The sequence below is a fragment of the Hyunsoonleella ulvae genome (assembly GCF_016827605.1).
Taxonomy (GTDB): Bacteria; Bacteroidota; Bacteroidia; order Flavobacteriales; family Flavobacteriaceae; genus Jejuia; species Jejuia ulvae.
Map to the genome: position 1 here is coordinate 201,866 of NZ_JAEPJQ010000005.1, position 24,131 is coordinate 225,996.

At 33.8% G+C, this 24,131-nt stretch carries 15 protein-coding genes; 12 read left to right on the top strand and 3 right to left on the bottom strand.

Annotated features, from left to right (window positions below; translation table 11 throughout):
- Nucleotides 1–46: 46 nt before the first annotated feature.
- Entirely contained in the window at nucleotides 47–2,131 is a 2,085-nt protein-coding gene (locus tag JS605_RS13770) for a DUF3857 domain-containing transglutaminase family protein (RefSeq protein WP_203258299.1), read from the bottom strand.
- Nucleotides 2,132–2,311: 180 nt separating this feature from the next.
- Between JS605_RS13770 and JS605_RS17710 the strand changes: the two genes are divergently transcribed.
- The 9 genes from JS605_RS17710 to JS605_RS13815 all read left to right on the top strand — a co-directional run bounded on the left by JS605_RS17710 (nucleotide 2,312) and on the right by JS605_RS13815 (nucleotide 15,630).
- Complete coding sequence (locus JS605_RS17710; protein ID WP_203258300.1) at nucleotides 2,312–3,979, top strand: DUF6377 domain-containing protein; 1,668 nt, start codon at nucleotides 2,312–2,314, stop codon at nucleotides 3,977–3,979.
- A 252-nt stretch (nucleotides 3,980–4,231) separates the two neighbouring features.
- Complete coding sequence (locus tag JS605_RS13780; RefSeq protein WP_203258301.1) at nucleotides 4,232–7,174, top strand: SusC/RagA family TonB-linked outer membrane protein; 2,943 nt, start codon at nucleotides 4,232–4,234, stop codon at nucleotides 7,172–7,174.
- 11 nt (nucleotides 7,175–7,185) lie between these two features.
- Entirely contained in the window at nucleotides 7,186–8,661 is a 1,476-nt protein-coding gene (locus JS605_RS13785) for a RagB/SusD family nutrient uptake outer membrane protein (RefSeq protein ID WP_203258302.1), read from the top strand.
- 13 nt (nucleotides 8,662–8,674) lie between these two features.
- The gene (locus JS605_RS13790; RefSeq protein ID WP_203258303.1) at nucleotides 8,675–10,393 is read left to right on the top strand and encodes a SusE domain-containing protein; all 1,719 of its coding nucleotides are present in this window, start codon (nucleotides 8,675–8,677) and stop codon (nucleotides 10,391–10,393) included.
- Nucleotides 10,394–10,408: 15 nt separating this feature from the next.
- Nucleotides 10,409–11,848, top strand: a complete 1,440-nt coding sequence (locus JS605_RS13795; RefSeq protein WP_203258304.1) for a glycoside hydrolase family 30 protein — start codon at nucleotides 10,409–10,411, stop codon at nucleotides 11,846–11,848.
- 7 nt (nucleotides 11,849–11,855) lie between these two features.
- Nucleotides 11,856–13,346: a glycoside hydrolase family 30 protein gene (locus JS605_RS13800; RefSeq protein WP_203258305.1), complete on the top strand. Its 1,491-nt coding sequence runs from the start codon at nucleotides 11,856–11,858 to the stop codon at nucleotides 13,344–13,346.
- A 16-nt stretch (nucleotides 13,347–13,362) separates the two neighbouring features.
- On the top strand, nucleotides 13,363–14,343 hold the full coding sequence (locus tag JS605_RS13805) for a T9SS type A sorting domain-containing protein (RefSeq protein WP_203258306.1): 981 nt from the start codon (nucleotides 13,363–13,365) through the stop codon (nucleotides 14,341–14,343).
- Nucleotides 14,344–14,591: 248 nt separating this feature from the next.
- Nucleotides 14,592–15,371: a prohibitin family protein gene (locus tag JS605_RS13810; protein ID WP_203258307.1), complete on the top strand. Its 780-nt coding sequence runs from the start codon at nucleotides 14,592–14,594 to the stop codon at nucleotides 15,369–15,371.
- A 28-nt stretch (nucleotides 15,372–15,399) separates the two neighbouring features.
- Entirely contained in the window at nucleotides 15,400–15,630 is a 231-nt protein-coding gene (locus JS605_RS13815; protein WP_203258308.1) for a hypothetical protein, read from the top strand.
- 92 nt (nucleotides 15,631–15,722) lie between these two features.
- Here JS605_RS13815 and JS605_RS13820 read toward each other — a convergent pair whose 3' ends face one another.
- Nucleotides 15,723–17,033, bottom strand: a complete 1,311-nt coding sequence (locus JS605_RS13820; protein ID WP_203258309.1) for a C2 family cysteine protease — start codon at nucleotides 17,031–17,033, stop codon at nucleotides 15,723–15,725.
- Nucleotides 17,034–17,402: 369 nt separating this feature from the next.
- On the opposite strand from JS605_RS13820, the gene JS605_RS13825 reads away from it, so the two are divergent.
- Nucleotides 17,403–18,320: a hypothetical protein gene (locus JS605_RS13825; protein WP_203258310.1), complete on the top strand. Its 918-nt coding sequence runs from the start codon at nucleotides 17,403–17,405 to the stop codon at nucleotides 18,318–18,320.
- A 263-nt stretch (nucleotides 18,321–18,583) separates the two neighbouring features.
- Nucleotides 18,584–18,850, top strand: coding sequence for a hypothetical protein (locus JS605_RS13830; protein ID WP_203258311.1), 267 nt, complete (start codon nucleotides 18,584–18,586; stop codon nucleotides 18,848–18,850).
- Nucleotides 18,851–18,966: 116 nt separating this feature from the next.
- On the opposite strand, the gene JS605_RS13835 is transcribed toward JS605_RS13830, so the two are convergent.
- Complete coding sequence (locus tag JS605_RS13835) at nucleotides 18,967–20,841, bottom strand: transthyretin-like family protein (protein ID WP_203258312.1); 1,875 nt, start codon at nucleotides 20,839–20,841, stop codon at nucleotides 18,967–18,969.
- A 405-nt stretch (nucleotides 20,842–21,246) separates the two neighbouring features.
- On the opposite strand from JS605_RS13835, the gene JS605_RS13840 reads away from it, so the two are divergent.
- The gene (locus JS605_RS13840; protein WP_203258313.1) at nucleotides 21,247–24,120 is read left to right on the top strand and encodes a T9SS type A sorting domain-containing protein; all 2,874 of its coding nucleotides are present in this window, start codon (nucleotides 21,247–21,249) and stop codon (nucleotides 24,118–24,120) included.
- Nucleotides 24,121–24,131: the final 11 nt, after the last annotated feature.

Below are 24,131 nucleotides of genomic sequence, written 5' to 3' on the forward strand. Positions count from 1 at the left end.
GATTAGTTGACTTTTACTAACAAAAGTTTACCATACCCATTAATATCTATTTTTTATTACTTCTAATAACAAAAACAACCAAACCTACTACCACAGTTGCCATAATACCTATAATCCAGTAAAATATATTGGCTACATTTGATGCCATTGTATCATCAAATACAGACATATCAAAACTTTTGTTACTTGCCTCACTTTTTGGTATAAAAATGTAGTAAGCTATAATTTGCTCTACCTCTTTAATTTTGTTATAGTATTCTTCAAAATCTTCTGGCTTTACGTAGCTACTCTTATTTTTATACTCATAGTTAATGTAGAGAATATCTCGTGAAGGATTCATTTTGGACTTAATCGAAAAATTAAAACTTTTGGAATTTATCGTGACATTATCTTTGGGAACACTCCATCGCTTTGGAAGCTTTACCGTAATTTGATGTTTCTTATGTGTTGGATAATATAAAGCATATGGTGTTTTGCGCTCTTTTTCATTAGGTAACATAAAAACATCCAATATGCTATAAGGTGTAAACTCTACAGCAATATTTTTATCGTTTCCAACCATAGGTTTCCATATATCGGTAATTTTGTATGACTCTTCCACCAGTATCTCATTAACCAAACTATCATCGTCAAAAACAGGGTCTTTTAAGGCTTCAACACCATCATAGAGATTATCATAATAGCTTTTAAAATCCTTACGTAATGAAGATATACTGTTCGATTTATATCGCGCTCTTATCACATCCGCTTCAGCCTCTTTATAAACAGTCATGACGTTTAGGGAGCCTGGTCCCCCTACTGTTGGCAAATCAAATGTATCAAATACCTCAACTACATTTTCGCTTTTAGGGGTAATTTGCTCTAAAGCCGTATTGCCTTTTTTTATAACCAGTGCTTTGCCATAATTTGGAAATGAAACCGACTTGTAATTTCCAAATTGATTACTGTTTGTTGGGTCGTAAAATAAATGGGTATTTGTACTATCAATAACTTTAACCACAACATGGTCAAATACTTTAGGGGATGGTAAAAATTGGTGAAGGGATTCGCCGTATATGGTATTAATTAGTACTGGATAAGCTTCAATACCCATTTTACGTAGCATGGTAACCATAAGCCAGCTTTTATCCTTACAATCCCCAAAACGCTGCTCTAATACTTTACTTGGAGAAAAAGGTTTATATGCTCCAATACCAGATTCTAAACCAAGATATCTAATTTCATCTTGTACAAACTTAAGTATCGTAGAGATACGTTCGCCTTCATACTCAGTACTACTCTGTATTTGGTCTATTTTAGTTTGTAATGACTGCGATGGTTTAACATTGTCTTGGTATATGTTTAACGCCCAATTTACAACAGCCTCCCAAGTCTCAAAATCGGTAACAAATAGGTTTTGGTAAGAGAGATACCAATTTGGTGTATTTTCTTCAAACTTTGGGGCTTTCGTTAGGGTTGTTGTCCAATTATAAGTTGTATGGCCTTGGTAATTTCCTATTTGGGGTTTAATGTCTGAATTCAGGGTCTTGTATTTTAATGTCTTATTAGAGATTAAATAATAATTAATTTTCCCCACAGGTTGAAAATCGTTTAGGGAAGTACCTCCTGAAAAATGATTGCCATGTATGGGGTTAAACCCTTTAATTGAATAGCTTACATCTAATATATCGCCATTACGTATATCAGCTAAATTTGCTATGGCATTAAGGCTACCATCATAAATATAACTTTCTGAATTGGACTCTTGCCGAATGCTTTGAAAATCATTTACATCAAGCTTGTCAATGGTTTCTCCCTGTCTAAATACCGTAATGCTATGTAGAAACAACTGTTGGTAAGTGGGGTCGTAATTAATAGATATTGAAGATCCATCTTGTACACCAACATTATCTGTTATTTTACGAACAAAACGAATGTAACGTTCCTTTTTTGGAATATGTATTTGTTCATCACTTAATAAGGTTAACAAGCCATAAGAGATGTCGTTTAAGTCTATTTCAGGAGTTTTATCATAAGATTGGTGCACTACCCATGCAGGTGTATTACTAATTTTTATTTGTGCATAAAATACACTGAAACTAAAAAAGGAAATAAAAGTAAAAAGGTAGAGATTATTGGCTTTAATGGTCATAAACTTAGATTAGGAAACAAATAAACTAAAAATATTGTGTAAAGCTTTACAGCACAACGTATATAATTTCAAATGAACGATTTATTTACTTAAGTCATAAAAAATCAAGATGAGTTCAATGGTAATTACAATATAGGTAGCTTTAAATACAAATATTTACCGTGTAAAATATATATTTTTGTGCACATTAGGGTAGATACACGTAGTACTGCATGCCCTATAAAATATTATCAATATTTTAGTGAAAAATTTGCTCATTTGAAAGCCATAGTATTCATTGCCATATTTGCTTTTACATGCTTAAAAGTTAATGCACAACAACTAGATTCTCTTTTGGTTGAGCTGGAATCTACAATGCAATTGCATGAAGACTATGATTTGCAAAAAGAAGCCCATATTAAAACACTTCTTACCCAGAGAGATCGGACTACCAGTTTAGAACAAACTTACAAGTTAAACAACGCGCTTTTTAAAACCTATCAATTTTATAATTTTAATAATGCGCTCAAGTATATTGAAAACAATATTCTAATTGCTAGACAATTAAAAAATACAACCTATGTAAATGAATCAAAACTCAAATTAGGAGTGCTATTGGTAAATACTGGTCGTTACAAAGAATCCATTGATGCTTTAAATGAGGTTGACAAAAAAACGCTCCCTAATGCTTTATTAGATGACTATTATATAGCTTTTAACGAAGGCTATTCTGGTTTAGCATATAACACCACGGTTAACAGTAGTAAATCTAACTACACAAAATTATACATCGCCTATCAAGACTCACTGTATTCACGTCTTGAATCTGATTCTGAAGAATCTCTAAGAATTAAAGAAAAAGAGTTTAGGGACAATAGGGATTTAAACATGGCTTTAAAGATCAATGACCAACGTTTGTCTAAAGTAAGCGACGGGTCCAGATTATTTTCTTTGATAACTTTTGAGAGGTCTTTACTCTATGAATTAGAAGAGAATGTTACTAAGCAAAAAGAGTATTTAATCCTATCCGCAATTTCTGATATTACCTCTTCTGTAAAAGACAATGCCTCGCTGGGCACACTAGCAAAGATACTTTTTACTGAAGGTGATATTGATCGTGCGCACCGCTATATCAACTTTTCCTATGATGATGCAGAATTTTACAACTCCAACCTGCGCTTTGTAAATATTGCCAATAGTATGCCTTTAATAACTAAGGCTTATGAGGAAAAAACAGCTAAGCAAAGGGAGCGGCTCCAAGAATCATTAATATTCATAAGCATACTAACGGTCTTTTTACTAATTGCCGTGTATTTTATCTATAAACAAGTGAAAAAGGTGTCGTTAGCTAGAAATGAATTAAAAACAGCAAATGAAGATTTAAGAAAATTATACAAAGAGCTTTCAGAAGTTGACAAAATTAAAGAGCACTACATCGGTAATTTTTTAAACCTTTATTCTGAATACATCTCAAAATTAGACGTCTACAGAAAGTTAGTGAGCAAATATGTAAACGCAAACCAAATGAATGCCTTATTAAAGCTTTCTAAATCAAAACAATTAATTGATGAAGAATTAGAGATATTTAATAAAAATTTTGACAGTTCCTTTTTGCACATCTATCCAGACTTTGTTGATGCAGTTAACAAACTACTTAAGCAAGACAATCAAATACACTTGGAAGATAAGACCAAACTTAATACTGAATTACGGATTTTGGCATTACTAAAATTAGGAATAACAAGCAGTTCTAAAATTGCAAAAATCTTGAGATATTCTGTTAATACAATTTATAACTACAGGGCAGCCATAAAAAGTATGGCGAAAGATAAATCCTCGTTTGAGGATTTAATAAAAAAGATACAATAAGATTTTCAACTCTACTTTTTCACTCCTTTTTAAATAGGCATTATACAAAAAAAGTAGTGTTTTATTGTTATTTCTCTAATATAAATCCACTTTTTAAGATCAAGACACAATTTTTAAAATACTAATTTTTAAATACTTACATATTTAAAAGACTTTACTGAGTCCACTTTTTAGAATATCCCCGTTGTAATATGTGCTATACGGAACTAACTTGCATCAAAGAAAATTTTTAACCTAAACTAAACTAAATAAATGATACAACTAAGGTGGTTAACAGTTGCAATACTTACTTTATTTACTTGTTTTTTCACAACAGCCCAAAACAGTATTTCTGGATTAGTAGTAGATGAAAGTAACATACCATTACCAGGTGTTTCAATACTTGTTAAAGGCACAACTATTGGAGCGACTACAGATTTTGATGGTAACTATGCTCTAAATGGGAATATATCCAATTCTTCTATTCTTGTTTTCAGCTATTTGGGCTTTAAGACCCTAGAAGTTCCTGTTGACGGACAAGCTGTAATCAATGTACAGTTAAAGGAGGATGTTAGTGCTCTGGATGAAGTAGTTGTAGTTGGTTATGGATCTCAACTTAAAAAAGACATTACAGGAGCTGTAGCTACTATTGATGGAGATAGTTTTGAATCTAGACCTAACACACAAGTGGGGTCGTTATTACAGGGGCAATCATCAGGAGTACAAGTTATCTCAAGTTCAGGTAAACCATCTGCTGGTTTTAGTTTAAGAATTCGAGGAACCAATTCTATTAATGCTAGTAGCGAACCTTTGTATGTAGTAGATGGTGTACCTACTAACGATACTAGATCTATAAATCCAAGTGATATTGATACTATTACCGTTTTAAAAGATGCATCTTCTGCAGCTATTTATGGAGCTCAAGGGGCAAATGGAGTTGTTTTAATTACTACTAAAAGAGGAACAACATCTAAGCCAAAAGTCACTTTAGATGCCTATACTGGAGTCTCTCAAGTTTGGAATACCCTGCCAGTATTGAATGGCGAACAGTATCGAGATTTAATGACAGAAATGGGTTTAACTACAGATTGGGATAGTTTCACAGAACGTACAGATTGGCAAGATGAAATATTTCAAAATGGATTTTCACAAAACTATCAAGCATCAGTTTCTGGAAAAGTAAATGGTATTAACTATTTTATATCTGGCGGTTACCTATCTCAAGAAGGAGCTGTTAGAAGTTCTGAGATAGAGCGTAGTAATTTTAAGATTAATATAGATCAAGAAATAAACAATTGGCTAAAAGTAGGCACAAGAATAGCGTATACTATATATAGAGATGTTGATGTTAATGATAATAATAGTGTAAATCAAGGAGGCGTACTTTTAGGTGCTTTAACAACGCCATCTATCATAGGAGTCTTTAGTGATAATGGTATGTTTACAAGTAATCCATTTCAAAATTGGGAAAACCCATTAGCAAGTACAGATGGATTGGATAGAGAGTTTAACGATCAACGCTTTTTAGGAAATATTTACTTAGAAGCTAAGTTTTTAAAAAATTTCAAATACCGTTTTAATTATGGTATAGATAATAGTCATGGTGTTTTTGATTCTTTTCTTGATCCTTTTAGAACCGGTTTTGGTGTTGCTATAGGTGGTCAAGGTATTAATAATACTAACAAAAAATCATATCACATTGTAGAAAATACAATAAGCTTTAATAAAAATTATAATAAACATAAAGTTGAAGCATTAGTAGGTTCTGTTGCGCAAAAATTTAGATTTGAGGATAGTAGTATACAAACTAGAAATTTTGCAAGTGATGCCATAACAACGCCTAGTGGTGGTGCAGAACTCTTTTCGGCATCAGCATTTAAATCAGAAAGAGCAAATACTTCGTTTTTAAGCAGAATAAATTATGGCTATGATGATAAGTATCTTGTAACTGCCAATTTTAGAGCGGATGGATCTAGTGTTTTTGGACCTGATAAACGCTGGGGATATTTCCCATCATTTTCATTGGGATGGCGTATGTCTAGAGAAAGTTTTATCAAAGACGACTCATTCATTAATGATTTAAAACTTAGAGCAGGATGGGGTATTGTAGGTAATGATAATATTGAAGCATACAGTTATCTAGGGCGTGTTGGTTCTGGTGCCAATTATCCTTTCGCAGGAGTAGTACAACCTGGAACTTTTCCTGCATCTATAGAAAATTTAGAGCTTAAATGGGAAGAGTCTGAGCAAACTAATATAGGTATTGACGTAGCACTATTTAATAGTAGAATAAGCTTAACTGCAGATGCTTACATTAAAAAGACAAAAGATTTACTATTAAATGCACCGTTGCCAACAGCTACTGGTTTTGATAATGCCATAAGAAACATTGGTGTGATTGAAAACAGAGGATTAGAATTTGCGTTAAATACAGTTAATATTGATACAAAAAACTTATCCTGGAATACTGGATTTAATATTTCATTTAATCGTAATGAAGTTGTTGGTTTAGTAGGCCAAGAATTACTTCAAGGAGGTATTACTGGAGGTAGAGGAGAAGCAAGTTTGGTTAGAGAAGGAGAACCCTTAGGCTCACTTTACGGTTATATTTTTGGAGGTGTAGATCCAGCAACAGGAAATGCGTTTTACATTGATAGAAATGGAAACTCTACGTTTACTCCAAGTCCAGATGATAGAACCATAATAGGCGATGCCAACCCAGATTTTTATTATGGTGTCACAAATACTTTAAGTTATAAAGGGTTTGGTTTGTTTGTATTCTTGCAGGGTTCCCAAGGTAAAGATATGCTAAATGTTACACGTATTGAAACCGAGGGCATGATAGACCCTAAAAATCAATCAATAGCAGTTTTAAACAGGTGGCGTAATCCAGGGGATATTACCAATATTCCAAGATCAAGCTTTGGAAACAGTGATAATTCAAGAGTATCTACAAGGTTTATTGAAGATGGTTCATATTTAAGATTTAAAACCATCACTCTAAGCTATAATCTACCACAAAGTATTCTAGATAAACTTGGTGTATCTGCTTTGAAAATTTATGGAACGGGGGAGAATATCTTTACGATTACAAACTATTCTGGCTTCGACCCTGAAGTGAACGCTTTTGGCGGTAGTAATACGGTGCAAGGTATAGACTTTGGTACCTACCCACAAACCAGAAATTTAATATTTGGACTAAACGCAACATTTTAAAAAATACATCTATGAAACTATATAAAATTTTAACGATTCTATTTATTTCAATAACATGGCTTTCTTGTGATGATTATTTAGAATTGGAACCTATTTCTATAGAAACAAGTGGAAATGCTTATGAAACAGCTAGTCAAATTGAAGCTGCATTAGTTGGAGCTTACGAATCTTTTCAGTCTTCAGAATATTATGTTTGGGATTATCTATTATTTCAAGATGTGAGATCTGATAACTGTTACGCAGGAGGAGATAATCCTGAAATTTTTCAATTAGATTTTCTTGATATAGCACCAACACATTCTAGATTATTCAAGCATTGGTCAAATATTTATAATGCCATCTCTAAAGCTAATTTAGTATTAGAACGTGTAGATGGTATAAATGACCCTTTACTTACAGAAGAACGTAAAAACCAAATTAGAGGTGAAGCGCTCTTTTTAAGGTCATACCATTATTTTACACTAGTAAAATTATGGGGAGGAGTACCTTTAATTACTAATACAATAACTTCAACAGAAGCTGATGCTATTAATATACCTCGTTCCTCAACAGAGGAAGTATATGCACAAATAACCTCAGATTTGGTTTTAGCAGCATCATTATTACCAGATGTTTACGGAAATGATGCAAGTATTAATAAAGGAAGAGCTACATCAGGTGCTGCTCATGCTCTTGCAGCTAAGGCCTATGCTCAGCAGCCAACGCCAGATTATCAAGCTGTCTTAACTCATATTGAAGCAGTTGAGGCTAGTGCAGCTAATTATCAGCTTATAGATTATAATCAGTTATTTGATGGTAATAATTACAATAATGCAGAATCTATTATTGAAGTACAATATTTAGGAGGAAATGAAGGTAATTTTGGCCCACAGCTTTTGTTGCCACCATCAGTAAGTGGTGATACTTGGAGAAAATTTGTAACACCTTCGGTAGATTTAATCAATGCATTTGATGCAGAAGGCGATACGGTTAGAAAAAATGCTGCCATTTTGTTTGAATCTGTACAATGGGTAGATGAATATTGGGGTAATAGTCAAGGTACATCAATTCCATTTAGTTACAAGTGGAAAAACGCTAGTGGTTTTGCAAGTGCAGATAATACATACCTAATACGATACGGAGATATTGTTTTACTTAAAGCAGAAGCTTTAAATGCAACAAATCAACTTCAAGCTGCTATTACAGAGGTAAACCGTATTAGGTCTAGAGCAGAACTACCAGATTTAACAGATGCACAAAGCAGTACCAAAGAAGTATTAAGTACAACCATACTCAAAGAACGCCGCTTAGAGTTATTTCAAGAAGGACAACGTTGGGATGACCTTTCAAGATACGGTGTGCTAGTTTCTACCATGAATAATGTTGTAGAAATAGATTTAAGAACGGGTAATGCAGTGAACTACAATATGACTGAAGCAAAAAAACTATTACCAATTCCTCAGCAAGAATTAGACAGAAATCCAGCTTTAGATCCAAATCCATTTTAAAAATATCGCTATAATGACAAAGAATTTAAACATAACTAAAATTGTTGTTGCATTCTTTCTGGTATTTACATCTTGCCAAACAGAAAGCAACTTGCAACCCGAAGGGCAGTGGGAGTTAAGTACTCCAATGATTTTAACCCCTTCATTAGACTCTGAAATTGTTTTAGATGAAGATACACCTAACGAAACTGTAACATTTAGCTGGGAGGCAGCAACATCTTCAGAAGGATATGCCGTTACTTATGAGGTTTTAATAGATGAAATAGGGGCAGATTTTACAACGCCGCTTTTTACTTCAGCATCTTCTAATGGTGGTACAAACACCTCTCTTTCCATAAGTTATGAGGCGTTAGATCAAGCATTGGCTTTCTCTGGGTTTCGTGCAAATGAAGAAGCGCAAATTACTTTTGCTGTAAAAGCAAACAGTTTAAGCAAATCTAGCCAAACTACTGCAAACTTAAGTGTTACGCGTTTTGAAAATGAACTACTACCACAATCGCTTTACATATCTGGGACAGCTACAGAAAACAATAATGATTTGTCGCAGGCAATAGCGTTAAGACGATTAACTGATAGTAATGGAGGTTTATCCAATATATACGAAGTGTATACAAGTCTTGTAGCAGGAGAAAGTTATAAGTTTTACAGTGAACGTTCACTTCCTGCTTTAGAGTTTGGAGGAAGCGACGGTAATATCGTATCGTTTGGAGATGATATAGTAGCTAACGATTCAGGTCAATTTAGAATAAAAGTAGATTTAGATAACAATACTTACGAGTTGCTTCAAATCAATTTTTGGAGTATGGTAGGTACACCCATCAATGGAGGTTGGGGAGGAGACGAACCTTTAGCTTATCAAGGCAATGGTGTTTGGAGAGCATCTATCAATCTGCCGGAAACAGGTGGGTTTGTGTTTAGAGCCAATGGAGATTGGGGTTATTTATTGAAACGCGTTGTTGGTACACCAAACACACTTGTTTTAGAAAGTGATGCTGCTAACCAAGGGGTAACTTTTGAAGATATACCAAACAACCAAACAGGACAATATTTTGTAACTCTAGACCTTTCAGCAGAAAACTATAATTATGCTTTTGAAATTGATGATACTGTTGTAGAGCCCATAACTACACCATCACAATTGTTCCTGTTTGAAAACGGAACCATGATTGAAGAATTATCAGCAAATGGCGATGTTTTTAGTTCTAATCGATTCATTCCAATGCAAGCTAGTAACAGCTATACACTAAATAGTGCTATAGATGGGTCTGGGACTTCATACAGTATTAATGATGTATTAGCCAACAGTGTAACCCCAGATGGCGATTTGGTAACAGATGCTGTTAGGTTGGTTGAAGGTAATGAAGCATTCACGATTATTTCAGATAGGGCACTGCGTTTCAGTATAGATTTTAGCGCACCAGAACTCACGTGGTCTTACTACAATTTCAAACTATTTCATTGGAAAGTTTGGGATGAAAGAGAAGAACTGCAGATGACGTATAGCCATCCAAATACATTTACAATTACCGCTAATCTTACAGCGGGATCAGATAGCAAATTTATTAGTCCATGGGATTTTGACTTAGGTAGTGATGATCCAACTTCATTAACAGGAAACCTTATTAATGGAGGTGGAGCAAATTTACTCAATATAGAAACTGATGGTTCATATACAGTAACCATCATATTAAGTGATGATTATCAAACAGGTACCTACGAATTTGCTCAATAATACAATTAAAAACTTATGAAATTATTAAATCGATACAACTTGAATATTTATTATATACTCCTTCTCATAGTTACGTTACAAGCATGCAAAGAAGATGAAATGCAAACGTACCCACCACCAGAAATTGCAGATGTAAACGTAGCATTTTACCTCACATCTCCGGATGAAGCTAATTTACTGGCTCAAACTACAAATGGTCTATTTCCAATGGTAACCAATAATAATTTTACAATTAATGTAGATGAAGGTACCACGTATCAAGAGATGGATGGTTTTGGATATTCATTAACAGGAGGTAGTGCTAAATTAATTAATAACATGTCGTCTTCAGCTAGAGGCAGTCTTTTAGAGGAGCTTTTTGGGATAGGAGACAACAGTATAGGTATTAGTTACTTAAGAATAAGTATTGGTTCATCAGATTTGGATGAAACAACGTTTAGTTATAATGATTTACCTAGCGGTCAAACTGATATTAATCTGGATAATTTCTCTCTAAATCCAGATATGGCAAATTTAATTCCTGTACTAAATGAAATTTTAACAATCAACCCTAGCATTAAAATTTTAGCCACACCATGGTCTGCACCTACTTGGATGAAGAGTAATACTGCAACAGTAGGAGGTGAGCTGTTGCCGCAGTATTATGGTACCTACGCGAATTATTTTGTGAAGTATGTAGAAGGTATGGCCGCTCAAGGTATCACTATTGATGCTATTACTGTACAAAACGAGCCAGAAAATCCGTTTAACAACCCGAGTATGGTCATGAGTGCAGAACAGCAAAAAATCTTTATTAGAGACCACTTAGGCCCCTTATTTGCAACAGAAAACATTACAGCTAAAATCATTCTTTTTGATCATAATCTTGATAATCCAGATTATCCTATTTCAATAATGAATGATGCCTCTGCTAAAACCTATATAGACGGTTCTGCATTTCACCTATATGCAGGTCAAATTAGCAATATGTCACTTGTTCATAATGCCCATCCAGATAAAAACCTGTATTTCACAGAGCAGTGGATTCAGGCCCCAGGCGATTTCTATGAGGATATGCGTTGGCATGTTAGAGAGCTTATGGTGGGGGCACCACGTAACTGGAGTAAAAATGTATTGCAATGGAATCTGGCATCAGACCCTAATAACGATCCACATACCGATGGCGGTTGTGAAGAATGTTTGGGCGCTGTTACAATAGATGGCAATTCTATCCAAAGAAACCCTGGGTATTATATTATAGCGCATGCTTCAAAATTTGTGCCACCAGGTTCAATAAGAATAGAATCTAACGCTTCTTTTGAGTTTCCAAATGTATCATATAAAACACCTGGAAATAACATTGTAGTCTTAGTTCTAAACAATTCAGACGTACAGAAATCATTAAACATTAACGTAACATCAGAGCCTATAACTGTAACTATACCAGCAGGTTCAGTAGCCACGTTTGTTTGGTAAAAAAATAATGGAAATGAATAGAATATTTTTATACGTCCTTTTTATAGCATCCACTTTCTTTGCTTGTAAGCAAGCAAATAATCCTAAGGATTTTGCTATGAATTATAAAAGCGAGGCTAAAGCAAAACTAAATTTGTTAGGTAATAATGCGCGTGTATTTACTACGGCCGAAAACACAGACAAACGTTTGTCTCTAGATACCCAAAAAGCATTTACAAAGGCAAAGCAGCCATTAGAAACCGAAGTAGCCATTTTTGTTAATCCAGAAAAAAAATTTCAAGAATTTCTTGGTATTGGAGGTGCTATCACCGATGCAGCAGCAGAGGTGTTTTCAAAATTAAGTAAAGACAAGCAAGAGGAATTCTTAAACGCTTATTTCTCTGAGGAAGGTATCAACTATAATATTATAAGAACCAGTATCCACAGTAGCGATTTTGGTTTAGGTAGCCATACTTATATAGAAGAAGGAGATATGGAGCTTAAAACGTTTTCAATAGCAAAAGACAAGGAAAAGCGTATACCCATGATTAAACGTGCGCAAGCTTTGGTGAGTGATGATTTGGTGTTTTATGCAAGTCCGTGGAGTCCACCAGCATTTATGAAAACCAATAAGCACATGCTTCAGGGCGGTAAGTTGTTGCCAGAGTACTATCAAGCTTGGGCTAATTATTTCGTAAAGTTTATAGAGGCCTACGAGGCAGAAGGTATTCCTGTTTGGGGGGTTACAATTCAAAATGAACCTATGGCCACACAGCGTTGGGAATCCTGTATTTATACTGCAGAAGAAGAGCGGGATTTTTTAAAATACAACTTAGGGCCAACATTTGAAAAAAACGGCTTAGGAGACAAAAACATCGTAGTGTGGGACCATAATAGGGATTTAATTTCACACAGGGCTAATACCATTTTTGAAGACCCTGAAGCTATGAAATACGCATGGGGAATTGGGTTTCACTGGTATGAAACTTGGACAGGAGGAGATCCTAAATACGATAATCTTAAAAACATTAAAGCGTCTTTCCCTTCCAAAAATTTATTGTTCACAGAAGGATGTCAAGAAAAATTTGATGCTACACAGTACGAGCGTTGGTCTAACGCAGAGCGTTATGGCAATTCTATGATTAACGACTTTAACAGTGGTACTGTTGGTTGGACCGATTGGAATATTTTATTAAATGAAAATGGTGGACCAAATCATGTTCAGAACTTCTGTTTTGCGCCTATACATGCAGATACAAAAACCAATACGCTTATATATACACCTACCTATTACTACATAGGACACTTTTCAAAATTTATAAAACCTAAAGCAAAACGTATCAGTACGACAATGAGTAGAAGTACGATTGAAAGTACCTCGTTTCAAAACCCAAATGGAGAGATGGTTACTGTAGTAATGAATAAAACAGATCATCCTATTGATTATAAATTAATAGTAAGCGATTATCAAATCGATTATAAAATAATGCCCCATGCAATGCAAACAATAATTTATTAACTAAAATTTTAAGACAATGAAAAACAATTACATTTTAAGCTTTGCTGTAGCGATGCTTATATCAGTACAAGCATTTGCACAAGTAGATGTAACTATTAGAGTAGACATGGCAGGACAGTCTGTAAGCGCTAATGGCGTACATGTGGTGGGTACAATTAACGGTTGGACTCCAGACGCTACAATGTTAACTCAAGAAGGAGCAACAAGTATTTATGCTGTAACTATTCAGTTAAATCAAGGATGGCATCGGTACAAATTCTTAAATGGAAATGCATGGGGTACAGAGGAGCAAGCAGGGTATCCCTGCGCACCGTCAAACGGAGACAGATTCTTGTATATCAATAATTCAGGAGCGGCTGTAGTTTTAGAACCTGTACCTTTTAATGGTTGTAATGCTTCAGGAACAAGTTTTGAGGTAACTTTAAATGTAGACATGTCTAGTGAAGGTACCATTGCACCAGGTAATGTACATGTAGCGGGCTGGTTAACCGATTGGAATGCCGAAGTATTATCACTACCAAATGTTTCAGGAGATATACATAGTGGTATTTTAAGGCTTCCTACACCATCAGATTATCCTATCGAATTGGAATATAAGTATTTAAGTGCTTCGGGTTGGGGTAATGATGAAACACCAGGGCCAGAAGCTACCTGTGCTACAGTTACTGGTACAAATAGGCTAGTTACCGTTAATAGCTCCGGCGAGCATCTTCTAGATGTGTTTAATGCCTGTAATTATTCCACGTTAAGTACAGAGGTTTTTGATGCCAACGCATTAAATCTATTGTATAGTCAATCAGATAGAACAGTGAAAATTTTAAATGATGGTTTTATTGATAGCGCATCACAGATTCAAGTGTTTGACGTAACAGGTAAATCCATCAAAACTCTAAATCATAATACAGTTATTGATTTTCAAAACCATACTAACGGTCTCTATTTCGTGAGAATTACCAGTGGAGATAAACAAGCAGTAAAAAAAGTAATGGTGTACTAGTAAAATAAATCACGTTGAACTGTTATTAGCTAACACGTTTCATATCATTATGATGTGGAGCGTGTTTTTTTATAAACTATTATTAGATATCATCAATTTTAGTAGTGCATCATATTTCATCAAAAAAAATATTATTTGAGCTAAGTATAAAGGCGATAAAATATAAATTTATATTATATAAATCATAAAAAATATAAATAATAATATATGATTTTTGTTTCGTAATTTTAATAAAAAATTAAACAGTTATGAAAGCAAAAATCATATTATTAATTCCATCACTTCTACTTTTTACAAGTTGTGCGGTAATTAGACCTGGAGAGGCAGGGGTAAAACAAACATTAGGTAAATTATCTAACGAAGTTGTCACGCAGGGTACTATATTCTACAATCCTTTTAACAGTAAGGTAATAAAAGAGTCTACCCAAACTAACAACATAAAACTTATCTTAAATCTACCAAGTAAAGAAGGCCTTAGTGTAAAATCTGAAATTTCAATTCTTTATCGTTTAGAACAAGAAAAAATCCCATCAGTTTTAGAAAACCTAGGACGTGATTATGAATCTATCATAACGAGTGTATTCAGATCAGCTTCATCAGATGTTTGTGCCCAATTTTTTGCAAAAGATATGCATTCAGGGATGCGAGCTAATATTGAAGAAGAAATCAAGCAAAAAATGATGATAAACTTAGAAAAACAAGCAGATGGGATAGAACTTATAGCCGTATTGATGAAAAGTATCCAGCTACCCAGTGGGTTGGCAAGTTCAATTGAGCGCAAACTACAAGCAGAACAAGATGCAATGCGCATGGAATTTGTAATCCAACAGGAAAAGTTAGAAGCTGAACGAAAAATAATTAATGCCAAAGGCGAAAGAGATGCCCAAAAGATTTTATCAGAAGGCTTAACACAAGAGATAATAAAAATACGAAGCATTGAAGCCTTTAATAAATTATCTAACTCTCCCAACAGTAAAATTATTATTACCGATGGTAAAACACCATTTTTAATTGAAACTGATGAATAATAGGTTAAACCTTTAAATTAAATAAGTTATGAAATTAATAGAAAAAGCACTAGAATTTGAAAAAAGAAGTATGGCACGAATGACTACTAGCGATAGAGTGTTAGCATCACGAGAAGCTAAAGCCATAGTGTTGGCCATCAATAATATTTACAAGAAAACAAAAGATCCAAAACTAATGGATATTATGAAATTGGTAACAATAAAAAAACGTAAAATAGATAAACGTCTTAAAGGATTTTCTCTTAGCGCAGCAGTTTAGAGAATAGTGTTAGTTAAATAGTTTAGTTGGTTAAGCCGAACAACCTTAATAAAAAAGTTGTTCGGCTTTTTTGGGTAGACTAATAGCTTTTATTACTTAGCCACTCCTATTCCTGCAAAAAGTGTTTTAAAGGAATTGGCCTCAAGTGCAAAAACACCATCATTACCAATAGTATTTATAGGGCGCCAAAAGCTTTCATCAAAAAATGAAATTAAGCCTTGGTAAGTGTTAAGTCCAGCAGGTTCTGTAACTCCCCAGGGGTTACGCAATACTATATACTTTTTACGGTTTTTATAAGCCCAGCCCAATACTGCATAACAATGGCTACCAACAACATTTGTACCCGTGTAGCTTTTGTCCGAAGATCCATAGGTCCATGCGGTCATAGGATGAATCGTTTTTCTAGACATAGAGTTTGCTCTTACAATAGAATACAATTCACTTCCTGTTCTACTGTTGGTATTATAATAATGAGGGGTTTTATTATTTAGCTGCGCTGTAGCTTTCACGCAATTTCCCCATGCAGTTTTGGTAATATCCGGCTTATCAGAATTGGTTTTTGTAACCCACTTAGCAAAAGCTTTTTCGTATAGTGCAGGGTAAATCTCATTATTATCGTTAGAGCGACAATAAATCCAATTACTATTAGAAGTATTAACTACGGTTTTATCAGTAACCTCCACAAGTTTGGTTGGGGCATCCTTACCACCTCCTTTAGAGTAAAACTTAATAGCATTAACCCTATCGGTTTCGCCAGTAGCGGTAGCTCTATTTCTGTGTACAATCCTGTAAGGATCAGCCCAAGCCACAGCATTTAAAGCAGCTATAAAGTAGCAGTTCGCCACAGCTCCTTGAATTGGGTCTGAATACTCTACCACATCATTAAAAAAATCGCCCTTATCTACCCAAACACCATTTTGCGGCGTCCAATCTTTTTTAGAAGATCCAGATTTGTTAAGTACAATAGAAGCTAAAGCCTCACTTAACACTGATTTGGATAATGTACGGTTTATATTGGGAATATCTAATTTAAGCTCTAAAGTATCTTTATTAATAAGTCCAGATTTTATTTTTACATCACTAAGCTTTTTAATGCCAAGTTTTTCTAATTCACTTAGTTTTTTAAGTCTGGAAATATCTGGAGTTTCGGCATCCTCAAGAGTTCTAATTTTAATTTCTGATGCCTTTAATGGTTCAGGCATATTATCCTTGTTTAATTTTAATCCAGCATAAATTGGCGAATTAAATTTCATATCAAAAAGTTCACTATAATCTGTTTCCAGAGTGTCTTCCATAATTTTGATTGAATTTTTCTTACTCCAATCAATTTTTCTTCCGAGTAGTGTTTCGGTTAAAGCATAGGGATTTATAGCGCCTATGCTAAGTTTTGGTGCTTTGTCCATAATTTAATTTAATAATAAGGTTAATAATTTGTAGTTAAAATTATACGAAAAAAGTAGTCTGTAAAAGAGGAAAAATAATATTTATAATAGGGGATATACCCCATTTGAAAGACAGGGAAAAATCTATAGCAGTACATCTTAAGCACATTTAGTATTAGATTTCGAATAAAAACTAAAGTATCCTCTAATGCTTGATAATACCTACAGCAAACCTGAACTCATTAAGTCTTGACCCACAATATGTGAGATACATTTCAACCTCCCTTTTAACGAAGAAATAGCATAGTTTTTATTAATTAACCAGTATTGGGTATGTCGTGGTTTTAACTAAAACCATAACATGTCACTCAATAACAAAACCATTTAATTATGAAAAAAAGTATCATTTTATTTCTTTTTTCTACAAGTTTATTTTCACAGAATCCTTCGTCTGTTCCAACAAATGCTCCCAATCAATTTCATATTGATTTTGTGGGAACTGCAAATTTACAACAGAACATAAATGAAGCAAACGAAGGTGTACAGGGTTCGGCTGGATTGGGAGTGATTTTTGAAAGGTATTTTTTAAAACGAACAAATAATGGAGTTTTAAAAGATGAGTCTAAAAATAAATTTATAGAAAGTATCGATATGGAGGCATATATTAATGTAGCATCTAGTATTGATTCCCTAAGAGCAGATGTAGAATCTGATGGAATCACAAATCAAAGGCTATTTGGTACATATTTGCTTAATCCTGTAAGTCCTAAACAATCTATCTTCATTAATACTAACATCTTTTTTAATCCAGAGATTGCCTGGGAAAAGGGGAGTTGGTTTACAAAAGTATTTAGTGGCGCTAATGTTAGAATTAATGCTTCAAATGTACTTTGGAATTATAGTGATGGCGTAGACACTAACTTTAGTAGAAATGCTGGTGCAATAAGTTTTAGATTTGGTTTATTTCATGAGTTTTTGCCTAATGATAAAATAAGAGATGACAAAAACAAACGAAAATTTAGTGTGAGCTTAGGTTTGCACTATGGGTCACGACATATAAGGGGGGATATTTCATCTTCCAGAAATGATACTACCAGAGAATTGTTCTTAGGAACAAAAGATTTAAATTTTAGTGGATTGGAACCCTCATTTGGTTTTCGTTTAAATAACATAATTGCAGAGTTTACAATGCCGTTTTTGCTTGGTTCTTCAAAAACATCAATAGATGGTTTAACCGATACACAATTTCAATTCTCAATTAGATTTGTTGGAGGCTTCAGCTTAAAAGTAAATGGAAATGACAGTTAGATAAATAAAATTTAGTTAACTATTATCTTTAATTTAAGTGTTTTAAATAGAAGGTTTTATTATATCAGAATATTTTATAGGTGTTAATTACTGGTTCCCGTAAATCTTTGTTTATCAATAGTTATATTTTTACTGTGAGTGTTTAAAATTAAGTTCTCCCTTTTAATTTCTTTGATATTTACACTCTACAGGAATGTACTCATGTAGGTATTTCAAATAGCATCATTTTAAATTTATTTTATGGTATTCTAAAATTAGTTCAAATGGGAAACAAGGAAACAAAGATTGGACCTTTCCAAGGTATTTTTGGGGTTTTTGGTTTTTTAACAGGAGCAATTATAGGTTCCGAAAACGGAGATTGGCTTGTAGCTTTAATAGTTGGAGCTATTGGTGCAGCCATAGGAGCCGCAATTGGTTCAGCTACAGATTGGGCAGTTAAAGTAATAGGTGCAATTATTCTTTTACTTATAAATTCTTTTACAAGAAGACTGATTGTGGATTTAATCTGCGCAATTCTAGGAATAAATTAGTAATAATACCCAACAGCCAAGTATTTATATTTTTTACACCAAAGATAAAAACATAAAAGGGCGTCTTAACATTTTAAGACACCCTTTAAAATTTAATATGTAGGCACTATAAAGTTTTACACTTTACAGAACGAAATAAAATCCTGTATTACCCCAGGCTCACCATCTCCTGTAGTGAGTTTCACTCTTGCATTTAAGTGTATAGTATAAGCACAAGGTAGCAAATCATTAACATCAAAAGGACCAATTGGGCTTGAATCAGGATTAATAAGCTGGGCAGTTCCAAATGTCTCTGGTGCCGTTGCTACTGGGATGGAAGCAAAACCAAAACTTTGGCCAGGTTTTTTTGGCCCTGTTATAGATAATGATATAGAAGAAAGGTTTTCATTTCTAGCATGGTACTTTACATGTAATGCATTAGTGATTTTATTACAACCTGTAGTCACAGAAACAATTTCATCAATATTTACAGAAACAGCAGCCAGTTGATTTTGTACTATTTCTGGAGCCCAATTGCCGTGTTTGTTTACATTGTCATATTCAACATTAAAAATGGCAATAGGTTTGGATGTTCCTGCTATAACTTCTGTAGCTGCATTGTTTAATTCACGTTGCTTCATTCTAATGGCAAAATAACGATTGGTAGTATGTGGTCTTGCTGGCGAAACGGTTGCAGTACCAATATTAGATGGAGGTGCTGCCATATCCAAAGCTAATAAATTAGTTAATGCAACAGTATTAAGTTTTAGGATTTCAGCATCTTGATGAGGCTCAAAATTACCATCCTGTGGTACAGGAATCCAATTGCCGTTAAAATTAATATCTGGAGCAATACCATCTGTAATATATGGTATTTTTGATACGGGATTCATAGGATCTCCAGTAAGGAAAATATGATTCCCAATTGTTGTGGGAGGCACCATATCTGGTGTTACCGGAAGCCATCCTGCTGGTGCGGGAATACTATTGGGGGCGCCTACCTCTTGGTATTCAAACATATATTCCATTGGATTTCCATTTAATGTTTGTGTAATGGTACCAATAAGATTAATCGTTCTATAAAAAGCATAACCATCAAATCCGGGACGTAATGTTTTACCGCTTGCAGAATTAATTTCGTCCTGTATTTTAATTTTTCTAGTCAGCCCAAAATTGGTAAATGATGCTGGAATTGGAATATCAGGAATTACTATATCGTCCAAACAAAGCTTTACGCAAAGGCACGGCCCTACGTTATTTCTTTTATCAGATGGTTTTTCAAATTCTATTGGACTTCCATTGAATTCTAACCTAAAATATACATCCGGTCCACTATTAAATGGAGGAAAAGGCGTTTCTATATTAATTAACGGAGAAAGAAAGGTTTGTTTAAAATCGCTACTACTATAATCTATTCTAAAGTGTCCATTAGCATCAGTAGTATCAGAGCCCAGTTCGTCATCATGAATCCAGTCATCATCCATTGCAATTACTTTTAAGCCAGGAATTGGAATGTAGTCATTTTTACAGTCAAGTAATACACCACAAATTACCCAGGCATCAAATAACTCGCGTATTCTACACCAAAAACGACTGTTAATACAATATTTCCAGTAAAATACAATACCTAGTTTCGTCTGTCTCCATCTTGGCTGTAAGGTAGTAAGCGTAAACTGGATAGGTCTACGTTCTTTACTTGTTTGATTGTAAACCCGTTTTGTTACTATATCAATCATGATAGGGCCATCATATTCTGCATATTTACCCTTTAATTCGGTCTCATAATTGCCGTTTTCATCAATTTCTGCTTCTGCTAATAGCAGTTTAGATTTCGCTTTGATTTGTTTTTCGTCTAAAATTTGTAACGTGTCTTTAGGATGTGCCGTAACATGTGTTACCACATCAAGGTTTATATCTGCTACCCTGTAAAAGCGTACAATAGAACCAAATAATGGTTCCTTACAATCTTTGCATATTTCTGCAAAAAGATTTCCTTTTAAAATAAATCCCATTTTGTGTTAAGTTTTATGATTAATATATAGTCTCAAAAGTACTCTGTACTAATATTCTTAAAAAGAGTGTTTTAACTGTTTTTTGTAGGTAATACCCCTATTTTTTTACGGGGATTAAACGAATGCTAACACAAAGTCTGGGTTTTATTTGAGGTAGGGGTGGGGAGGTAAAATGTGTGTGGAATGGGTTTAGTTATTTAAGGTCAAATTTTGGTTTGGTTGCTTTTATTCGTTTCTACATTAAGAAAATAACTTATAAGCTATAAACAAAGGATTTTCCTTTAAACTTTTGGTCGAAATTATTTGTTGATTATCCTGTTTCTCTAAATTATATAAAATATTAAGCATACCTTTATTTGTAAGTTTTTTTAGTACTTAATTTTAATATATTTCTTTCCACTAAAAATGAAACACATTTCTTTTTTTATCTATTTTGTATTTTTTTTTCAAACTCTACTTCAATCACAAACTTTAGATGCAACACTTCTAGAACTAAAATTCTCTAATGATGGTTACCCGGAAAAATTCACGAAAGTTGATAATGGGTTTTTCTTTAGTTCAGAAGATGACCAATTATGGTTTTCAGATGGTTCCGTTGAAAACACATACTTAGTAAAAGATTTTGAATCAGGATTGTACGATGATATTACATCTATTACTGCTGTTGGAAATAGCGTTTTTTTTGTTGCTCAAATCGGTAGAGATAATAGAGAGTTGTGGGTGTCTGATGGTACTGAGGAAGGAACAATTCAGCTAACAGACAGAAATGTAGGTTTTAGTACTGAAGGTATTAATCAAATAATTGAGTATCATGGAAAAATATATTTTGGCGCCTACAGTGAAACCTATGGCAATGAGCTCTGGGTAAGTGATGGTACTTCTGATGGTACAGTTGTATTAAAAGATATTACAGAGAGTGGCAATAGCAACCCTAGAGGTTTTTTTATTTTTAATGATAAGTTAATATTTCAGGCTTCGGTGGATGGAAGTGCTTATGGGTATTGGACTACGGATGGAACAGAAACCGGTACTGTACTTTTAAAATATATTCAGGAAGATAACAGTTTTGGTGGTCTTACAGAAGGACAAGTTATTTATAATGGAGATTTCTATTTTTTTGCAGATAATGGAGAAACAGGCTATGAGTTATGGAAAAGCAACGGCACAACAGAAGGCACACAATTAGTTAAAGATATTTATCCTGGGAAATACAATAATAGTAGTTATGGCATGATTGGAGTGGTTTTAAATAATAAATTGCTGTTTATTGCTAATGACGGAGTTGATGGAAATGAGCTTTGGTCTACAGATGGTACTTCGGAGGGTACTGCAATATTTAAAGATTTTTATCCTGGTCCAGGAAATGGATTTCAGTTTGATGCAAAATTACAAGTAGTAGGAGATAAAGTGTTTTTTACAGCTACTGATGGCGCAGAGCAATCTGGTTTATGGGTAAGTGATGGGACAGATCTAGGTACAATTTTTATAAATGCATCATGGCCTCAAATAATAGAAGGAAATGAAATCGGAACTGTTGCGTATTACTTTGCTTATAATAGCGAAAAAGGAAAAAGTTTGTTTTGGAAAAGTGATGGCACCCCAGAAGGTACTAGCGTCCTTTCAGAGGATATTGAAGTTACTAATATATCTGTTTCAGAGCAAGACTTTCTTGCTTACGATAATCGTATGTTTTTTAACGGAAAAAACAAACTCAATGGTAATGAATTATGGGTAACTGATGGCACTCCCGAAGGAACTAAACTGTTTTATGATGTAAACCATAGTTATGGAGTTAATCCTTCATTATTGACGGCTGTAGGAGATAAATTATTTTTCAGAGGAAACAAATACGGCACTTTTGGACTTTGTACTTCAGATGGAACTATTAAAGGAACTAGGTATCTTAATATTGGATCGAATGAAGGAGGAATATATAAAAGGTCTAAATTCATTGATTTTAATGGCAAGCTTATAGTTAATGCAAATGATGGTGTTAACGGCTATGAATTATGGATTAGTGATGGCACAGACAATGGGACTTACATGATAAAAGATATTTTTGAAGGCAAGAATAGTAGCATGGGTGACTATCAAGAATTCACTATAATAAAAGATAAAATTTATTTTTCTGCAGATGATGGCATTCATGGTTTTGAACCTTGGGTAAGTGATGGTACAGAAGAAGGCACTTATATGATAAAAGATCTATTTGAAGGACCAAATGATGGTTATGGAAGTCATTTTGGTTATGTAGATGACTATATATTTTTTAATGGATTAAAAAATGGTAGCCAAAGAGGATTCTGGAAAAGCGATGGAACTAGTCAAGGAACTATTGAAATTGATTTTTTAAGTGAGGCAGGCATTACCGGGGTAATTAATAATAAGATGTTATTAAGTCTTAATGGTACTTTAGTTGCATCCGATGGAACACAAGCTGGCACAGTAAATTTAGCAAATATTGGTGGAGGTATTAGAACCAGTGTTGCAGGAGAAAATGATTTTTATTTTGTTGGAGGTAATAGTGAAGATATACTATTTAAAACGGACGGAATAACTGCAACTCAAATATTCCAAGCTGAACATAATAATGATATTAAACAGTTAATGATATGTGGAGACTATTTGTATTTTGGAATTCGAGAAGGTTTTTCAGCAATTGATGAATTATGGAGAACAGATGGTACAATAAGTGGAACTTTACAGGTTGCTGGATCTGAAACTGAAGACTTCTCATATTTTAGGAATTTTACTTGTTTTAAAGAGTATCTTCTTTATATTGCTGAAATCTCTTCTAAGAATATATGGGCTACCAATGGAGTTCCTAATCAGGCCATTCAACTAGGTATTCAGGTAAGTAATGGACCTAATTTACAAGGATATGATAACATTGGTTATATGGCAGCAAATGGTGATAAATTATATTTTGAAGCTAGAAATGATATAAGTGGAAGCGAGATGTATGTAACGACACCAAATTTTTCTAGTCTTAGTTTTAATAATTATGATGCATTACAAGCTAACACCTCAAAAAAACTGATTAATATTTATCCAAACCCGACTACTGAATTTATTAATTTAAAATCAATACACAATAATCAAATACAAAGTTTTGAGTTGTTCGATATTTATGGTAAAAGTCTTATTAGAGAAGAAAACAACCCATTATCAAGTGAAATGACATATAATCTAAGCAAATTTTCAAAAGGTATTTATATAATTAAAGTTCATTTTTTAGATGGTAATAATGAAAGTTCAAAAATTATTATTAGTGATTAAAATATGGATAA

Excerpts from the sequence above, each read along its gene's own strand:
- JS605_RS13805 (WP_203258306.1), top strand. The coding sequence starts at position 13,363 with ATGAAAAACAATTACATTTTAAGCTTTGCTGTAGCGATGCTTATATCA.
- JS605_RS13785 (WP_203258302.1), top strand. The coding sequence starts at position 7,186 with ATGAAACTATATAAAATTTTAACGATTCTATTTATTTCAATAACATGG.
- JS605_RS13770 (WP_203258299.1), bottom strand. The coding sequence starts at position 2,131 with ATGACCATTAAAGCCAATAATCTCTACCTTTTTACTTTTATTTCCTTT.
- JS605_RS13795 (WP_203258304.1), top strand. The coding sequence starts at position 10,409 with ATGAAATTATTAAATCGATACAACTTGAATATTTATTATATACTCCTT.
- JS605_RS13810 (WP_203258307.1), top strand. The coding sequence starts at position 14,592 with ATGAAAGCAAAAATCATATTATTAATTCCATCACTTCTACTTTTTACA.
- JS605_RS13835 (WP_203258312.1), bottom strand. The coding sequence starts at position 20,841 with ATGGGATTTATTTTAAAAGGAAATCTTTTTGCAGAAATATGCAAAGAT.
- JS605_RS13820 (WP_203258309.1), bottom strand. The coding sequence starts at position 17,033 with ATGGACAAAGCACCAAAACTTAGCATAGGCGCTATAAATCCCTATGCT.
- JS605_RS13825 (WP_203258310.1), top strand. The coding sequence starts at position 17,403 with ATGAAAAAAAGTATCATTTTATTTCTTTTTTCTACAAGTTTATTTTCA.
- JS605_RS13800 (WP_203258305.1), top strand. The coding sequence starts at position 11,856 with ATGGAAATGAATAGAATATTTTTATACGTCCTTTTTATAGCATCCACT.
- JS605_RS13830 (WP_203258311.1), top strand. The coding sequence starts at position 18,584 with ATGGGAAACAAGGAAACAAAGATTGGACCTTTCCAAGGTATTTTTGGG.
- JS605_RS13815 (WP_203258308.1), top strand. The coding sequence starts at position 15,400 with ATGAAATTAATAGAAAAAGCACTAGAATTTGAAAAAAGAAGTATGGCA.
- JS605_RS13780 (WP_203258301.1), top strand. The coding sequence starts at position 4,232 with ATGATACAACTAAGGTGGTTAACAGTTGCAATACTTACTTTATTTACT.
- JS605_RS13840 (WP_203258313.1), top strand. The coding sequence starts at position 21,247 with ATGAAACACATTTCTTTTTTTATCTATTTTGTATTTTTTTTTCAAACT.
- JS605_RS13790 (WP_203258303.1), top strand. The coding sequence starts at position 8,675 with ATGACAAAGAATTTAAACATAACTAAAATTGTTGTTGCATTCTTTCTG.